This window comes from Nocardioides sp. QY071, assembly GCF_029961765.1.
Taxonomy (GTDB): domain Bacteria; phylum Actinomycetota; class Actinomycetes; order Propionibacteriales; family Nocardioidaceae; genus Nocardioides.
Genome location: NZ_CP124681.1, coordinates 1,318,205 through 1,334,630 on the forward strand (window position 1 = coordinate 1,318,205; position 16,426 = coordinate 1,334,630).

The 16,426-nt window shown below is 71.5% G+C and carries 16 protein-coding genes and 1 pseudogene; 7 read left to right on the forward strand and 10 right to left on the reverse strand.

The features are described from left to right. Window positions 1-232: 232 nt before the first annotated feature. The 3 genes from QI633_RS06240 to deoC are packed head-to-tail and all read right to left on the reverse strand — an operon-like array spanning window position 233 to window position 3,525. The gene (locus tag QI633_RS06240; protein ID WP_282428438.1) at window positions 233-1,111 is read right to left on the reverse strand and encodes an aldehyde dehydrogenase family protein; all 879 of its coding nucleotides are present in this window, start codon (window positions 1,109-1,111) and stop codon (window positions 233-235) included. Next, window positions 1,111-2,547, reverse strand: a complete 1,437-nt coding sequence (locus tag QI633_RS06245; RefSeq protein ID WP_282428439.1) for an aldehyde dehydrogenase family protein — start codon at window positions 2,545-2,547, stop codon at window positions 1,111-1,113. The genes QI633_RS06240 and QI633_RS06245 overlap by 1 nt, the downstream gene beginning before the upstream one ends. Window positions 2,548-2,562: 15 nt before the next feature. Further along, window positions 2,563-3,525, reverse strand: a complete 963-nt coding sequence (gene deoC / locus QI633_RS06250; RefSeq protein ID WP_141799927.1) for a deoxyribose-phosphate aldolase — start codon at window positions 3,523-3,525, stop codon at window positions 2,563-2,565. A 23-nt stretch (window positions 3,526-3,548) separates the two neighbouring features. Between deoC and QI633_RS06255 the strand changes: the two genes are divergently transcribed. After that, the gene (locus QI633_RS06255) at window positions 3,549-4,121 is read left to right on the forward strand and encodes a hypothetical protein (protein ID WP_282428440.1); all 573 of its coding nucleotides are present in this window, start codon (window positions 3,549-3,551) and stop codon (window positions 4,119-4,121) included. A gap of 30 nt (window positions 4,122-4,151) precedes the next feature. Then, window positions 4,152-4,709 (forward strand): FKBP-type peptidyl-prolyl cis-trans isomerase, encoded by a 558-nt coding sequence (locus tag QI633_RS06260; protein WP_141799925.1) that lies wholly within the window; start codon window positions 4,152-4,154, stop codon window positions 4,707-4,709. A gap of 12 nt (window positions 4,710-4,721) precedes the next feature. Here the strand turns inward: QI633_RS06260 and QI633_RS06265 are convergent, their stop codons facing one another. Next, window positions 4,722-6,392: a phospho-sugar mutase gene (locus QI633_RS06265; RefSeq protein ID WP_260806117.1), complete on the reverse strand. Its 1,671-nt coding sequence runs from the start codon at window positions 6,390-6,392 to the stop codon at window positions 4,722-4,724. Window positions 6,393-6,443: 51 nt separating this feature from the next. Between QI633_RS06265 and QI633_RS06270 the strand changes: the two genes are divergently transcribed. Then, window positions 6,444-8,708: an FdhF/YdeP family oxidoreductase gene (locus QI633_RS06270; RefSeq protein WP_282428441.1), complete on the forward strand. Its 2,265-nt coding sequence runs from the start codon at window positions 6,444-6,446 to the stop codon at window positions 8,706-8,708. Window positions 8,709-8,724: 16 nt separating this feature from the next. Here QI633_RS06270 and QI633_RS06275 read toward each other — a convergent pair whose 3' ends face one another. Both QI633_RS06275 and QI633_RS06280 read right to left on the reverse strand, forming a co-directional pair. Beyond that, window positions 8,725-9,714 (reverse strand): aldo/keto reductase, encoded by a 990-nt coding sequence (locus tag QI633_RS06275; RefSeq protein ID WP_282428442.1) that lies wholly within the window; start codon window positions 9,712-9,714, stop codon window positions 8,725-8,727. 34 nt (window positions 9,715-9,748) lie between these two features. Next, window positions 9,749-10,138 (reverse strand): MerR family transcriptional regulator, encoded by a 390-nt coding sequence (locus tag QI633_RS06280; RefSeq protein WP_282428443.1) that lies wholly within the window; start codon window positions 10,136-10,138, stop codon window positions 9,749-9,751. A gap of 50 nt (window positions 10,139-10,188) precedes the next feature. On the opposite strand from QI633_RS06280, the pseudogene QI633_RS06285 reads away from it, so the two are divergent. Further along, window positions 10,189-10,560, forward strand: a pseudogene (locus QI633_RS06285) (SRPBCC family protein); the annotation flags it as partial. A 42-nt stretch (window positions 10,561-10,602) separates the two neighbouring features. Here QI633_RS06285 and QI633_RS06290 read toward each other — a convergent pair. The 3 genes from QI633_RS06290 to QI633_RS06300 are packed head-to-tail and all read right to left on the reverse strand — an operon-like array spanning window position 10,603 to window position 12,766. Then, the gene (locus QI633_RS06290; protein ID WP_282428444.1) at window positions 10,603-11,184 is read right to left on the reverse strand and encodes a VanZ family protein; all 582 of its coding nucleotides are present in this window, start codon (window positions 11,182-11,184) and stop codon (window positions 10,603-10,605) included. Window positions 11,185-11,237: 53 nt separating this feature from the next. Continuing rightward, on the reverse strand, window positions 11,238-12,041 hold the full coding sequence (locus QI633_RS06295; RefSeq protein WP_282428445.1) for an SDR family oxidoreductase: 804 nt from the start codon (window positions 12,039-12,041) through the stop codon (window positions 11,238-11,240). Next, a complete protein-coding gene (locus tag QI633_RS06300; RefSeq protein WP_282428446.1) occupies window positions 12,038-12,766 on the reverse strand; it encodes an SDR family oxidoreductase in 729 nt (242 codons plus the stop codon). Before QI633_RS06300 ends, QI633_RS06295 begins: the two co-directional genes overlap by 4 nt. A gap of 98 nt (window positions 12,767-12,864) precedes the next feature. On the opposite strand from QI633_RS06300, the gene QI633_RS06305 reads away from it, so the two are divergent. From QI633_RS06305 to QI633_RS06315, 3 genes are read left to right on the forward strand one after another with little or no spacing between them, the layout of a single operon-like run. Then, window positions 12,865-14,190 (forward strand): NAD(P)-binding domain-containing protein, encoded by a 1,326-nt coding sequence (locus QI633_RS06305; RefSeq protein WP_282428447.1) that lies wholly within the window; start codon window positions 12,865-12,867, stop codon window positions 14,188-14,190. Continuing rightward, window positions 14,187-14,816: a TetR/AcrR family transcriptional regulator gene (locus QI633_RS06310; protein WP_141799916.1), complete on the forward strand. Its 630-nt coding sequence runs from the start codon at window positions 14,187-14,189 to the stop codon at window positions 14,814-14,816. The genes QI633_RS06305 and QI633_RS06310 overlap by 4 nt, the downstream gene beginning before the upstream one ends. Then, complete coding sequence (locus QI633_RS06315) at window positions 14,813-15,745, forward strand: alpha/beta fold hydrolase (protein ID WP_282428448.1); 933 nt, start codon at window positions 14,813-14,815, stop codon at window positions 15,743-15,745. The genes QI633_RS06310 and QI633_RS06315 overlap by 4 nt, the downstream gene beginning before the upstream one ends. On the opposite strand, the gene QI633_RS06320 is transcribed toward QI633_RS06315, so the two are convergent. Continuing rightward, window positions 15,730-16,395 (reverse strand): biliverdin-producing heme oxygenase, encoded by a 666-nt coding sequence (locus QI633_RS06320; RefSeq protein ID WP_282428449.1) that lies wholly within the window; start codon window positions 16,393-16,395, stop codon window positions 15,730-15,732. The genes QI633_RS06315 and QI633_RS06320 overlap by 16 nt on opposite strands. Window positions 16,396-16,426 lie beyond the last annotated feature (31 nt).

Below are 16,426 nucleotides of genomic sequence, written 5' to 3' on the forward strand. Positions count from 1 at the left end.
CTCCCACCCACCTCCGACACAATCACGCGTCGGAAGCCCGCCTGTGGACAGGGAAAACTCATTCGGCGGGGTGTGGACACTCGACGTCTCGCCAGCGCCTCTCCGAACGCAACCACCACGCAGCCGAAGCCCGCGCAGAGTTCCGGCAGCACGGCCAGGGGTCTCGAGACGGTCGCTGCGCGACCTCCTCGACCACCGGGGGCGCTGCGCGACCTCCTCGACCACCCACGCTTCAGATCCCGATCGGGTGCCACACCGTCTTCTGCTCGACGAACGCCGTCATGGGGCTCAGGCCCGGCTCGGCGGTCCAGTCGGGTTCGGCGTCCGGCGCTCGGCGTACCCGCTTGAGGTTGTCGGCCGCCGCCACCTCCAGCGAGGTCGCCAGCTCGGCGGCGTTGTCGAGGCCCGCGACGCCGCACAGGTCGATCGCGTTGACGTCCATGTGGGCGGCCAGCCAGGGGCCGAGCGCCGAGGCGTCGCCGGTGAGGATGTTGACCACGCCACCGGGGACGTCGGAGGTCGCGAGCACCTCGGAGAAGGTGACGGCCGGCAACGGACGTGAGTACGACGACACGACGACCGCCACGTTGCCGGTCACGATGACGGGCGCGACGACCGACACCAGGCCCAGCAGCGAGGACTCCTGCGGGGCGAGGACGCCGACGACACCGGTCGGCTCGGGGGCGGTGTGGTTGAAGAACGGGCCGGCGACCGGGTTGGCGTTGCCGATCACCTGGGCGAGCTTGTCGGCCCATCCGGCGTACCAGACGAGGCGGTCGACCGCGGCGTCGACCTGGCCCCGCGCGGCGGCGGCGGAGACACCCTCGGACTGGCGGACGGCGTCCTCGAACTGCGGGCGACGGTCCTCCATCACCTCGGCGATCCGGTAGACGATCTGGCCGCGGTTGTAGGCCGTCCGCGACGACCAGGGGCCGAAGGCCTTGCGGGCCGCGACGACCGCGTCGCGCACGTCCTTGCGCGAGGCGAGGGAGGCGTTGGCCACGAACTTCCCCTTGCTGTCGGTGACCTCGTAGGAGTGGCCCGACTCCGAGCGGGGGAACGCGCCGCCGATGTAGAGCTTGTAGGTCTTGCGCACGTCGATGCGAGCCATCAGGCGTCTGCCTCCTTCAGGTAGGCGGCGAGACCCTGGCGCCCGCCCTCGCGGCCGTAGCCGGACTCCTTGTAGCCGCCGAACGGGCTGGCCGGGTCGAACTTGTTGAACGTGTTGGCCCACACCACGCCGGCCCGCAGCTGGGAGGCCATGTGTAGGATCCGCGAGCCCTTCTCGGTCCACACGCCGGCGGAGAGGCCGTACGGCGTGTTGTTGGCCTTCTCGATCGCCTCGGCGGGAGTGCGGAAGGTCAGCACCGACAGCACCGGGCCGAACACCTCGTCGCGGGCGATCCGGTGGGCCTGGGTGACGCCGGTGAAGATCGTCGGCGGGAACCAGAAGCCGGAGGAGGGCAGCTCGCACGCCGGCGCCCAGCGCTCGGCACCCTCCGCCTCGCCGATGTCGGAGAGCTCGCGGATCCGCTCGAGCTGCTCGCGGGAGTTGATCGCACCGATGTCGGTGTTCTTGTCGAGCGGGTCGCCGACACGCAATGTGCCCATCCGGCGCTTCAGCCGGCCGAGCACCTCGTCGGTCACCGACTCCTGGACCAGCAGCCGTGAGCCCGCGCAGCAGACGTGACCCTGGTTGAAGAAGATGCCGCCGACGATGCCCTCGACCGCCTGGTCGATGGGGGCGTCGTCGAACACGATGTTGGCGGCCTTGCCGCCCAGCTCGAGGGTGGCCAACTTGTCGGTGCCGGCGATGGCACGCGCGATGGCCTTGCCGACGGCGGTCGAGCCGGTGAACGCGACCTTGTCGACGTCGGGGTGGGAGACCACGGCCTGGCCGGTCGAGCCGGCGCCGGTGACGATGTTGACGACACCCGGCGGCAGGTCGGCCTGCTGGCAGATCTCCGCGAACAGCAGCGCCGTCAGCGGCGTGGTCTCGGCCGGCTTGAGCACGACCGTGTTGCCGCACGCCAGCGCGGGCGCGACCTTCCACGCCAGCATGAGCAGCGGGAAGTTCCACGGGATGACCTGGCCCGCGACGCCCAGCGGCTGCGGGTTCGGCCCGAGTCCGGCGTGGTCGAGCTTGTCGGCCCAGCCGGCGTAGTAGAAGAAGTGCGCGGCGACGACGGGTACGTCGACGTCGCGGCTCTCCTTGATCGGCTTGCCGTTGTCGATCGACTCCAGCACCGCCAGCTCACGCGCGCGCTCCTGGATGATCCGGGCGATCCGGAACAGGTACTTGGCCCGCTCCTTGCCCGACATCCGTGACCAGCCTCGGAACGCGCGCCGGGCCGCCCGGACGGCCAGGTCGACGTCGGCGTCCGACGCCTCGGCGATCTCCGCGAGAGTCTCCTCGGTGGCCGGGTTGACGGTCTTGAACGACGACCCGCGGCCGTCGACGAACTCGCCGTCGATGAACAGGCCGTAGGAGGGCCTGATGTCGACGATGCTCCGCGACTCCGGAGCCGGTGCGTACTCGAATGCCATGTTCAGATCCCTCGGTCAGTCCAGGGTGAAGTAGTCGGGACCGCTGTAGCGGCCGGTGGTCATCTTCGTGCGCTGCATGAGCAGGTCGTTGAGCAGCGTCGAGGCACCGAAGCGGAACCAGTCCGGGTCGAGCCAGTCGTCGCCGGCGATCTCGTTGACCATCACGAGGTACTTGATCGCGTCCTTGGCGGTGCGGATGCCGCCCGCCGGCTTCACGCCGATCTGGACGCCGGTCGCCTCGCGGAAGTCGCGGACCGCCTCCAGCATCACCAGGGTGACCGGCAGGGTGGCGGCCGGCTGCACCTTGCCGGTGGAGGTCTTGATGAAGTCGGTGCCGGCCAGCATCGCCAGCCACGACGCGCGTCGTACGTTGTCGTAGGTCTGCAGCTCACCGGTCTCGAAGATCACCTTGAGGTGGGCGTGCGAGCCGTCGGGGCGCACGCACGCCTCGCGGGTCGCGACGATCTCCTCGAAGACCTGCAGGTAGCGACCGGCCAGGAACGCCCCACGGTCGATCACCATGTCGATCTCGTCGGCGCCGTTGGCCACTGCGTCGCGGGTGTCGGCGAGCTTGACGTCCATCGACGCCCGGCCGCTGGGGAACGCCGTGGCGACCGCGGCCACGTTGACCTGCGAGCCGACGATCGCCTTCACCTCGCCCACCAGGTCGCCGTAGACGCACACGGCCGCCACGGACGGGCAGGTCGGGTCGGCGGGGTCCGGGCGCAGCGCCTTGTTGGCGAGCGCGCGCACCTTGCCGGGGGTGTCCTGGCCCTCGAGCGTGGTCAGGTCGACCATCCGGATCGCCAGGTCGAGGGCCCAGGCCTTCGCCGTGGTCTTGATCGAGCGGGTCCCGAGCCCCGCGGCCCTCGCCTCGGCACCGACCTGGTCGACGCCGGGCAGTCCGTGTAGGAACCGGCGCAGCGAGGCGTCGCTCGCCGTCACTTCGGAGTACGCCGCGAGGGCGGAGGTGGGCATGCCGTCAGCATAGGGTTGTAGACGTGCAGAACGAAGGTGTCGAGAAGGTCGAGCGCTACAGCTCCGGCGGCCTGGTCATGGGCGTGACCGGACTTGTCCTGGTGGCCGCCGTGCTGATCTACGGACTGGTCGACGACGAAGCCGGCTTCGCGCCGTGGGCGTTCCCTTTCTGCCTGCTGCTCGGTGCGCTGATCTGGCTGGTCATGGTCCGGCCCGCGGTGCGGCTGCACCACGACGAGCTCGAGCTGCGCAACGTGCTGCACTCGCGCTGGGTGCCCTTCGCCGAGATCACCGGCGTGGAGATCACCCAGGTGACCGTGGTCAGCGTCGGCGAGCAGCGGTACGTCGGCAGCGGGTTCGGCCGCACCCGCGGGACCATCCGCAAGGACCGCCACGCCTCCCACGACACCCCGCTCGAGAAGCGGTCCACCGCCTGGCTGATCCAGGACAAGATCGAGCGCAAGGTCGCCACCGCCCGCGAGCGCCGTACGACGGCCGAGGGTGTCGCGGAGGTGCGCCACGCCTGGGCGTGGCCCGAGATCGTGGTGGTCGGCGTGCTCGCGGTGGCGACCGTCGTCCTGGCCCTCGTCGGCTGACGGTTTCGCACCGTTCGTAGGCTGCACCCCATGCAGACCCGTGTCCGGCTGGCCGCCGCCGCCCTCCTGTCGCTGTCCGTGCTCGCCACCAGTGCCTGTGGCGACGATGGGGAGGAGAAGGCCGCCGACACCTCGTCGTCCGCCCCGACCGGCTCGTCCGCCCCGACCACCCCGACCGCGGAGTGCACGGCCGACGACATCACGGTCGAGGGCGACTTCGGCAGCACGCCGACGATCACCATCCCCGACGACTGCGCGCCCCCGACCACCCTGCTGAGCAAGGACCTGGTCACCGGCAGCGGTCCGGCCGCGAAGACGGGCGACACCGTCGAGACGAACTACCACCTGGTCACGTGGTCGGACAAGCAGGTGCTCGACAGCTCCTTCGAGCGCGGCGAGACCTTCCCGCTGGAGAACCTCGGCAACGCGCCGGTCATCGACGGCTGGAACCAGGGCCTGATCGGCGTCCAGAAGGGCACCCGCCGGCTGCTGGTCGTCCCGCCGGACCTGGGCTACGGCCAGGGCGGCAACGGCGTCGCGCCGAACGAGACCCTCGTCTTCGTCGTCGACGCGGTCTCGATCAGCTGACGCCTCTGACCGTCAGATCCCCGCTGCGGCGGCGATGTCGGCCCGCAACGCGGTGAGCCGCGTCGCCGCCTCGGCCCGGGCCGAGGCGACGTCGCCGTCGACCACGGGGACCACGACCTCGAGGTAGCACTTGAGCTTGGGCTCGGTGCCGCTGGGACGTACGACGACCCGGCTGCCGTCCGCGGTGCGGTAGCGCAGCCCGTCGGTCGGCGGCAGCTGCGCCGACCCGGCGGCGAGGTCGTCGGCGGCGGTGACCGCCGAGCCACCGAGGGTGGCCGGCGGTGCCTCGCGCAGGCGAGCCATGGCGGTCGCGATCTCGCCGAGGTCGGTGACCCGCACCGAGAGCTGGTCGGTCGCGTGCAGGCCGTGGGTGACGGCGATGTCGTCGAGCAGGTCGAGCAGGCTCCGCCCCGCGGCCTTGGCCTCGGCGGCGATCTCGCACAGCAGCAGGGCCGCGGACACGCCGTCCTTGTCGGAGACGTGGGTCGGGTCGACGCAGTAGCCCAGCGCCTCCTCGTAGCCGAACACCAGCTCCGGCAGGCGGCCGATCCACTTGAAGCCGGTGAGCGTCTCGGCGTACCGCTGCCCGTGGGCCTTCGCCATCGTGCCGAGCAGCGACGACGACACGATCGAGGTGGCGTAGACGCCGGTGCGGCCGGCCCGCAGCAGGTGGTCGGCGAGCAGCGCCCCCACCTCGTCGCCGCGCAGCATCCGCCACCCGTCCGGGCCGGGTACGGCGGCCGCGCACCTGTCGGCGTCGGGGTCGTTGGCGATGACGATGTCGGCCCCGGTCTGCTCCGCCAGCGCGACTGCGCGGTCGATGGCGCCGGGCTCCTCCGGGTTGGGGAAGGCGACGGTCGGGAAGTCCGGGTCGGGCGCCTCCTGCTCGGCGACGACCTGCGGCGCCGCGAAGCCCGCGGTCTCCAGCACGCTCGGCAGCGCGCCGCCGCCGACGCCGTGCAGCGGCGTGTAGACGATCGTCAGGTCGCGCGGCCCGTCGGCGGCGATCGCGGCGACCGTGTCGAGGTAGGCGTCGACGATCCCGTCGTCGAGCACCCGGCCGCCGGTCGTGCCCAGCGGCACCCGCGCGACCGACTCCAGGTTGCCGACGGCCGCGATCCGCGCTGCGATCTCGGTGTCGGCCGGCGGCACGATCTGGCTGCCGTCGCCGAGATAGACCTTGTAGCCGTTGTCCTGCGGCGGGTTGTGGCTCGCGGTCACCATCACGCCGGCCGCGCAGCCGAGCTCGCGGATCGCGAAGGCCAGCAAGGGGGTCGGCAGCGGCCGGGGGAGCAGCAGCGGCTTGAGGCCGGCGCCGGCCATCACCTCGGCGGTGTCGTGGGCGAAGACGTCGGAGTTGTGGCGGGCGTCGTACCCGATCACGACGGGGGTGCCCGGGGCGGTGCCGGTGTCGAGGAGGTACGCCGCCAGGCCGGCCGCCGCGCGCAGCACGACGACCCGGTTCATCCGGTTGGGGCCGGCGCCGAGTGCGCCGCGCAGGCCCGCGGTACCGAACTCGAGGGTGCCGCGGAAGCGGTCGGCGAGATCGGCGCGGGCGGCGGCGTCGCCGGCCTCGACGGCCGCGATCACCCGGACCAGCTCGTCGCGGGTCTGGACGTCGGGGTCCTCGGCGAGCCAGGACTGGGCCCGGGTGAGCAGGACGTCGGTGTCAGGCGTGGTCACCGGCCCACCGTAGCCCTGTCGCAGACGGCGGCGCGGGGTTAGGTTCGCTGCATGGCGGATCAAAGCTGGTCGCAGAAGGACTACCACCATCCGGCAGCCGGCTGGGGGGCCGCGATCTCGGTCAACAAGGTGCTCGCGAAGGAGCACGCGTTCGGGCGCGGCCGTGCCGCGATGTTCCGGATGAACCACGAGAACGACGGCTTCGACTGCCCGGGTTGTGCGTGGCCCGACGACCTCAAGGGCCTCAAGCTCGACATCTGCGAGAACGGCATCAAGCACGTCGTGTGGGAGATGACCTCGAAGCGGGTGGACCGCGAGTTCTTCGCCGCCCACACGGTGACCGAGCTGGAGGGCTGGTCGGAGTTCGAGCTCGAGGACCAGGGCCGGCTGACCGAGCCGATGGTGTACGACGCCGCGTCCGACAAGTACGTCCCGATCAGCTGGTCCGACGCGTTCGCGCTCGTCGGCGCCGAGCTGCGCGCGCTCGACGACCCGGACCAGGCCTCCTTCTACACCTCGGGCCGGCTCGGCAACGAGGCCACCTTCCTCTACCAGCTCATGGCACGCGAGTACGGCACCAACAACCTGCCCGACTGCTCGAACATGTGCCACGAGGCGTCCGGGCGGGCGCTGCAGGCCTCGCTCGGCACCGGCAAGGGCACCGCGGACCTCAAGGACTGGGAGACGGCGGACGCGCTGTTCATCATGGGCGTCAACGCGGCGTCCAACGCGCCTCGGATGCTGACCGCGCTGACCGAGGCCTTCGACCGCGGCGCCCAGATAGTGCACGTGAACCCGCTCATCGAGGCCGCGTCGCGCAAGGCGATCATCCCGCACGAGATGGTCGACATGGCGCTGATGAAGGCCACTCGCACTGGCACGCTCAACCTGCAGGTTCGCCCCGGTGGCGACATGGCGCTGATGCGGGGGATGGCGAAGGCGCTGCTCGAGGAGTTCCGCAGCGACCCGAGGGCGCTCGACGTCGAGTTCATCGAGCGCTACACGCACGGCTTCGAGGACTACCGGGACCTGGTCGAGGCGACGCCGTGGTCCACGCTCGTGGAGCAGTCGGGGCTGAAGGAGAAGGAGATCCGCAAGGCCGCCCGGATCTACTCGGAGGCCGACCGGACCCTGATCAGCTGGTGCCTGGGCGTCACCCAGCACGAGCACGGGCCTGACGCGATTCGCGAGATCGTCAACGTGCTGCTGCTGCGCGGCAACCTCGGCCGCGAGGGCGCCGGCCCGTCGCCGGTGCGCGGGCACAGCAACGTCCAGGGCAACCGCACCTGCGGCATCGACCACCGCCCGTCCGCCGACTTCCTCGACCGTCTCGATGCGGCGTGCGGGATCGAGGCGCCGCGCGAGCACGGCCGCGACACGGTCTCGACCATCGCCGGCATGCACGACGGCACCATCAAGGTGTTCGTCGGGATGGGTGGCAACTTCGTGCTGGCGGCCCCGGACACGCCGTACACCGCCGAGGGGCTGCGCAACTGCGAGCTGACGGTGCAGGTCAGCACCAAGCTCAACCGCAGCCATCTGGTTCACGGCCGCAAGGCGCTGATCCTGCCGTGCCTGGGCCGCACCGAGAAGGACGAGCAGAAGCACGGGCTGATGGAGACCTCGGTCGAGGACTCGATGAGCATGGTCCACCTGTCCCGTGGCAAGCGGAGGCCCGCATCGCCGCACCTCCTCTCGGAGCCGGCGATCATCGCCGGGATGGCGCGCGCGACGCTGCCGGACAGTGCGACGCCGTGGGACTGGTACGTCGACGACTACGACCGGATCCGCGACACCATGGCCAAGGCGCTGATCGGGTTCGAGGACTTCAACCGCCGGGTCCGGCTCCCGCTCGGGTTCCGGCTCAAGCAGCCCGCTCGGGAGCTGGTGTTCGGGACCCCGTCGGGGCGGGCGGAGTTCTCCTCCGCGCCGCTGCCCGACGTGATCCCGGCCGACGCCGACGTGCTGGTGCTGCAGACGATGCGCTCCCACGACCAGTGGAACACCACCATCTACTCCGACGACGACCGCTACCGCGGCGTCAAGAACCTGCGGACGCTGGTCTTCCTGCACAAGGACGACATGAGGGCGCGGGGCATCGAGCAGGGCGGCCAGGTCGACATCGTCGCCACCTGCAAGGACGGCACGACCCGCGAGCTGCGCGGCTACACGGCGCTCAGGTACGACCTGCCGCGGGGGAGCGCGGCCGGCTACATGCCGGAGATGAACGTGCTGATCGGTGCCGCCGACTACAGCGAGCAGAGCGACCAGCCGCTGATGAAGAACGTGAAGGTGCGGATCACCCCTGCTCGCTGAGTCGCGGCGGCCGGGCTCAGGCGTCGATGGTGCTCATGTCGCCGTACCTGTCACCGGCGACGGCGTCGCGCGGCACGGCCGCGTCGAGAGCCGCGAGGTCGTCGGCGGTGAGCACGACGTCGAGCGCACCGGCGTTCTCCTCGAGGTAGGCGACCCGCTTGGTGCCCGGGATCGGCACCACGTCCTCGCCCTGGGCCAGCACCCACGCGAGTGCGAGCTGGCCGGGGGTGCAGCCGTGCTCGGTCGCCAGCTCGCGGACCTTGTCGACCAGGACGAGGTTGGTGGCGAGGTTCTCGCCCTGGAAGCGCGGGAAGTACCCCGTCGCGCGGCTGTCGCCGTCGGCCGGGGTGCCGGTGATCGCGCCGGTCAGGATGCCGCGGCCCAGCGGGGAGTAGGGGACCAGGCCGATCCCGAGCTCACGCAGCGTCGGCAGGATCGCGTCCTCGAGGTCGCGCGTGAACAGCGAGTACTCCGTCTGCAGCGCGGTGACCGGGTGCACCGCGTGCGCGCGCCGGATGGTCTCGGGGGAGGCCTCCGACAGTCCGAGGTGGCGGACCTTGCCCGCCTCGACGAGCTCCTTCATCGCCCCGACCGTGTCCTCGATCGGGACCGTCGGGTCGACACGGTGCTGGTAGTAGAGGTCGATGTGGTCGACGCCCAGGCGCTGCAGGCTGGCGTCGCAGGCGGCTCGGACGTAGTCGGGCGTCCCGTTGATCCGGAGCCGGGTGCCGTCGGGCGCCCGCTCGTTGCCGAACTTCGTCGCGAGCTGCACCTCGTCGCGCCGGCCGGCGATCGCCTTGCCCACGAGCTGCTCGTTGGTGAAGGGGCCGTACATGTCGGCGGTGTCGAGGAAGGTGATCCCCAGGTCCAGGGCGCGGTGGATGGTCGCGATGCCGGCCGCCTCGTCGGGGGCTCCGTAGAACTCCGACATGCCCATGCAGCCGAGGCCGAGGGACGAGACGGTCAGCGGGGACGTCGTACCGAGGGTGCGGGTCGAGTTCGTCATGTCGACCATCGAACCCCTTGGAGCGCGCTCCAGGTCAAGCGCTGCGCTCGAGCTGGACGAGCCGCTCCTCGTAGAGCGCGATCTTGAGGTCGATGGCGCCCAGGTGCGCGGTGACCTCGGCGAGCTGGCGGCATACCTCGTCGCGGTGGGCCTGCAGCAGCGCCAGTCGCTCCTCCTCGTTGCCGTCGCCCGCCCGCACGAGGTCGGCGTAGCGCCGCACGTCACGGATCGGCATCCCCGTCGAACGCAGCCTGGTCACCAGCTCGATCCAGCGCAGGTCCGGCTCGTCGTAGCGCCGGTGCCCGCTGTTGTCGCGGGGCACCGGGCGCAGCAGCAGCCCGTCCTTCTCGTAGTAGCGCAGGGTGTCCGCGGTCAGGCCCAGGAGCTCAGCGGCCTCGGCGATGGTGGGTCCGGTGCTCGGCATGGTCCCAGTGTCGCTCAGGTCCGGGCATCCGCGCCCGCCATGATGGACCCGTGCGCCGCTCCTTCACCTTCACCGACACCTGGCTCGTCGCCGCGCCGGTGGACGACGTGGCGGCGGCCCTGGTCGATCTCGAGCACTACCCGCGCTGGTGGCCGCAGGTCCGCGCGGTCGCCAAGCTCGGCCCGGACACCGCGTGGGTGCGCTGCCGCTCCGCCCTGCCCTACACGCTCGACCTGGTCCTCGACGCCGTCTCCCGCACGCCCCCGGTGGTGGAGGTGGCGATCGGGGGCGACCTCGACGGGTTCGCCCGGTTCACGCTCACCGCGGAGGGCGGCCGGACCCGGCTGGACTTCGCCCAGGAGGTCACGGTCGGCGGGCTGCTCGCGCTGGCGTCGTACGGCGGCCGGTGGCTGCTGGAGTGGAACCACCGGCGGATGATGGCGGGGTGCCGAGAGGGACTTCCCTCAGCGATACGCCGAGCGCCGGCGCACCTTCGCCTGCCGGTGCCGCCAGGGTCGCAGCACCACCACGGCCACCAGCCCGATCACCGCGCCGAACACCGCACCGGTGGCGTTGTCGATGATGTCGGTGACGTCGCAGGCCCGGTCGATGCGGGCCAGCTCCAGCTGGGTCTTCTCGATGAGGGCGGAGTACGCGGCCAGGCCGAGGAGCCCGGCGGGGGCGAGCAGCCAGCCGCTGCGCCATCGGGCGACCGCCAGCACGAGCAGGGCGCCGGCGGGCACGAAGAGCACGGTGTTGAGGGTGCGCTGCCCGGACTGGAAGATCCAGAAGCCGTCGGGTGCGGGACCGCCGATGTCCCACGAGCAGGTCGTCATCCGGGTCTCGGCGGGGACGAAGCCGGTGTCGGGGGAGGTGGGGACCAGGGTGACCAGCGCGATCACCGCGACGGACCACAGGAAGCCCGCGATCGCGATCGCGGAGACCCAGCCGAGGGGGCGGGCGAGGGCGAGGCCGAGGAGGGCGCAGAGCACTCCCGCGACGCCGATGCCGAGCAGCATGACACCGGTCCCCCCGAACGTGACCATGGGCCAAGACGTTAGCCGCCCGACCCTGCCGCGCCCCAGCCGGCGGCGCTGGTTCAGGAGGCCTGCGCGCGCTGCTTCGCGATGAACCTCGTCGCCATCCGGTTGACGAACATCGGCGCGAGCCGGCCGACCCGCCACGCGATCCTTGCCTGGCGGGGCTCGATCACGATCGCCTCGTTCGCCGCGACGGCGGCGAGGACCCGGCGGGCCAGCACGTCCGGGTCGACGGGCCGCTTGACACCCTGCCCCTCGAGGTAGAAGTCGCGGCCCCGGAACGGCCCGATCTCGCCCTTGTCGAGGATCGGGGTGTCGACGGCGGCCGGGCACACGACGGTCACGCCGACGTCGTGCGCGGCGCCCTCGGTGCGCAGCGCGAGGGAGAGCCCGACCACGGCGTGCTTGGTGGTGACGTACGACGTCATCAACCCCGCCGCCATCAGTCCGCCCATCGAGGCGGTGTTGACGATGTGACCTCCACCCTGGGCGATCATCCGCGGGTACGCCGCGTGCACGCCGTGCACCACACCGCGGATGTTGACGTCGATGATCGCGTTCCACTGCGCCAGGCTCAGCGACTCGGTCGCGCCGAGCCAGGTGATCCCGGCGTTGTTGAACATCAGGTCGATCCGGCCGTGCTCGGTGACCACGGCCGCCACTGCCTCCTCGACCGCCGCGGACGAGGTGACGTCGACCTGCCGCGCCACCGCGGTCCCGGGCCCCGACGCGGAGGAGGCCACGGCCGAGGCCGCGTCGAGGTCCAGGTCGGCGCACACGACGTACGCACCGTCGGCGACCAGCGCCCGCACCAGCGCGGCGCCGATGCCGGAGCCGCCGCCGGTGACGACAGCCGTCCTCACGCGAACGCCTTCTCGACCAGGGCGACGAGGTCCGGGTAGCGGCGCAGGTGCGCGCCGCCGTTGATGTCGAGGGTCTCGCCGGTGATCCACGTCGACTCGTCGGAGAGCAGGAACCGGATGGCGGCGGCGATCTCCACCGGCTCGCCGGAGCGGCCGAGGGCGGTGTTCTCGAGGTAGTCCTCGCGCACGCCGGGGATGTCCATCGCAGGCGCGGTCAGCGGGGTGACGACCAGGCCGGGCGCGACCGCGTTGACGCGTACGCCGCGCGCGCCGAGCTCGAGCGCGGCCACCTCGGTGAGGGCGACCAGGCCCGCCTTCGCGGCGCAGTACGCCGCCAGGCCGGTCCCGGGCTGGCGTGCGTTGAGCGAGGAGAGCGAGACCAGGGAGCCGCCGTCCGCGACCCGGCGCCCGGCGTGCTTGAGGACCAGGAAGGCGCCGTTGAGGCAGACGTCGACGACCCGGCGCCACTCGGTCGCATCGTGGTCGACGACGCGCGACAGCGTGCTCACGCCGGCGCAGTTGACCACGCCGTGGGGAGCGCCGTGCTCGGCGACGACCAGGTCGAAGAGGGCCTCGACGGAGGTCTCGTCCGTGACGTCGACGAACGCGTCGGCCGCCCTACCGGGCAGGTCCGCGACCACGACCTCGTGTCCGGCCGCGCGCAACACCTGGGCGGTGGCCGCCCCGATCCCGGATGCGCCGCCGATGACGACCGATACCTGCATCTGCGTTCTCCTGACGTTCGTCTGAATCTGTTGACACGTGTCAAATAGCAGGCCTAACGTGACGCCCGTCACGCTGATCTGTCAAGGAGGAAGTCGGAATGTCCCGACCCACCGTCGCTGTCATCGGAGCCGGCATCAGCGGCCTCACGATGAGCAAGATGCTGGCCGACTACGGCCTGGAGTTCACGACCTTCGAGGCCTCGGACCGGGTCGGCGGCAACTGGGCGTTCGGCAACCCCAACGGCCACAGCAGCGCCTACCGGTCACTGCACATCGACACCTCGAAGCACCAGCTGTCCTTCAGGGACTTCCCGATGCCCGACGAGTACCCGGACTTCCCGCACCACACCCAGATCAAGGACTACCTCGACGCGTACGCCGACGCCTTCGACATCCGCCGGCGCATCGAGTTCGAGAACGGCGTGGTCAGCGCCGAGCGCCGAACCGAAGGCGGCTGGGACATCACCGACCAGGCGGGCCGGACCCGCGGCTTCGACGTGCTCGTGGTGGCGAACGGCCACCACTGGGACCCCCGCTTCGCCGAGTTTTCCGGCGAGTTCACCGGCGAGACGATCCACTCACACGCGTACATCGACCCGTGGACGCCGTTGCACCTGATGGACAAGCGGATCCTCGTGGTCGGGATCGGCAACAGCGCGGCGGACATCACCGTGGAGCTGTCGCAGAAGGCGATGCGCAACCAGGTCACCCTGTCGACCCGGAGCAGCGCGTGGATCGTGCCCAAGCTGCTCTACGGCAAGGCCGCCGACATGAACTACCGCACCAACCCGCACCTGCCGTTGAGCTGGCAGCGCAAGGTGGCGCAGTGGGGCCAGCGATTCACCGCTTCCGACCCGACGCTCTACGGCCTGCCCACGCCCAACCACAAGTTCTTCGAGGCCCACCCCACCCAGTCCGGCGAGCTGCCGCTGCGACTGAAGTCCGGCGACGTCACCCCCAAGGGCAACGTCGCCCGGCTCGACGGCCAGACCGTCCACTTCGAGGACGGCACGAGCGCGGACTTCGACGTGATCATCTACGCGACGGGCTACAACATCACCTTCCCGTTCTTCGATCCCGAGCTCATCAGCGCCCCCGACAACGAGATCCGGCTCTACAAGCGGGTCTTCAAGCCCGGCTTCGACGACCTCGCCTTCATCGGCTTCGCCCAGTCGACGCCGACGCTGTTCCCGTTCGTCGAGTGCCAGACCCGGATGGTGGCAGCCTGGCTGGTCGGTCGCTATGCGACGCCGTCGATCGCCGAGATGGAGCGGGTGATCGACGAGGACACGCAGAAGTACACCGGTCACATGGTCCCGAGTGCCCGGCACACCCAGCAGCTCGACTACTTCGTCTACGAGCACGACCTTCGGACGAGGGAGATCCCCGCCGGCCGGGCGCGCGCGGCGGCGGTGGCGCGATGAACGACGAGCGCCTCTGGGCGCGCATGGTCGACCGTCGCAGCGTCAACCGTGGCGACCAGCGCCGCGCCGCGCTGCTGGCCGCGCTCGACGACCTGCTCCGTGAGCAGACGCTCGAGGAGATCAACGTCGCCGAGATCTCGCGGCGCGCGGGCGTCACCCGCTCGGCCTTCTACTTCTACTTCGAGAGCAAGGCGACCGCCGTCCTGGCCCTGATGGCGGAGCTGTACGACGACGCGTCGGACGCCACCGACCTGCTGGTCAAGGCCGAGGGCGACCCGCGGGCCCGGATCCGCACGGTCGTCGCGACCCTCTTCGACTCGGTCGACAAGACGCCGCACACCTACCGGGCGCTCCTCGAGGCCCGCGCCACCAGCCCGGCCGTCCGCGAGCTGTGGGAGGCGGGACGCGCCGAGTTCGCCGAGATGACCGCCGAGATGATCGAGCGAGAGCGGGCTCACGGGCACGCGCCGCAGGGCGTCGACGCCCACGTCCTCGCCGCCGTCCTCCTCGACCTCAACGACCACGCTGTCGAGCGGCACGCGCTGGGTGTCGGTCCTGATCGCGAGGGCCACATCGACGCGATCACCCACATCTGGATCCAGAGCATCTACGGGAGCCCCGCATGACCGGCACGACCTTCGACCTCACCTCCGGCGGCGTGCGCTGCGCCGCCACCCACGTCGCCGGGGAGGACGGCGCCCCGGTCGTCGTCCTCGCGCACGGCCTCGCCGGCACCCAGGACGCCGGCACGTTCCCGTTCGCCGAGGCCTTCGCCGCGGCCGGTCTGCACGCGGTCACCTTCGACTACCGCGGCTTCGGCGCCTCCGACGCCGCCGAGGGCGAGCCGCGCCAGGTCGTCTCGCTCGCCGGGCAGGTCGCCGACCTGCACGCCGCCGTCGACGCCGCGAAGCAGCTCCCCGGTGTCGACGCGACCCGGGTCGTGCTCTGGGGCGTCTCGCTCGGGGGTGGGCACGTCGTGTCCGTCGCCGCCGAGCGCACCGACATCACCGCGGTCGTCTCGGTGGTCCCGATGGTCGACGGCCTCGCCGCCGCGCGGCTGGCCACCCGGCATCACAGCGCCGGACAGCTGCTCGCCTCGACCGGGCGCGGCCTCGCGAGCGCCGTACGACGCAGGGCGGGTCGCGGCCCCGCGATGATCCCGGTCGTGGCGCAGCCCGGCGAGACCGGTGCGCTGACCCTGTCCGGCGCCTACGAGGACTACCTCGCGATCGCCGGCCCCACCTGGCGCAACGAGATCGCAGCCGACGTCGTGATGGAGCTCGGCACCCGCGCGCCGGCGAAGGCCGCGGCGGCGCTCGCCGACATCCCCTGGCTGGTCCAGGTCGCCGACTTCGACCGCAGCGCTCCGCTGCACGCCGCGATGAAGGCAGCCTTCGCGGGCAGGGCCGAGGTCCGCCACTACCCGGGCGACCACTTCGACCTGTTCGCAGGCAAGCCGTTCCACGAGCCCGCCGTCGAGCACGCCCTCCACTTCCTGCGGCGCCACGTCGGGAGCGTCGCCTCGGCCGAGGCGGTCGGTCAGGCCGCCCGGTAGCGCTCGATCTGCCCGCCGAGCTCCTCGAACACCGCCTGGTTGAGGCTGAACACGGCCCGCACCTCGTCGACGACCCGCTCGACCTCGCCGGGGGTGAGGTCGAGCGCGTCGAGCCGAGCGCGGTAGTCGTCCTTGTAGGGCTTCGGCTTCGCGATCTGCGCGAAGTCGTAGAAGCGCACGCCCGCGCCCTCGGGCAGGTCGAAGGTGCGCTGCAGCACGCGGCCGATCACCTGGCCGCCGGAGAGGTCGCCGAGGTAGCGCGTGTAGTGGTGCGCGACGAGGAGGCCGCCCCAGGCGGCGCCGGCGCGGATCCGGTCGACGTACGCCGTCGCGGCGGGGGAGTCGACGCTGGCGGGGTCGATGCCCGGAGCCCAGTGGGCGAGGTCGGCGTCGATCGCGGCGAGCCGCTCGAGCGCGGGGTCGTGGACCGCGGCGACGATCGGGTCTGCCCGGTGCTCGGCGACGACCTCCTCGAGCGCGGCGTAGACACGGCGCAGCCGGAGCAGCAGGTCGGCGTACGCCTGCGCGGTGAGCCGGCCGTCGAGCAGCTCGGCCATGAACGTCGAGCCCTCGGCCGCCTCGTGCTCGGCGCGCGAGCCCTCGCGCATGGCCGTCGACAGCGGGACGAGGCCGGTCTCGGTCGGGGTCATGGGGGGTGCTCCTTGGGGATCGAGTGAAGTT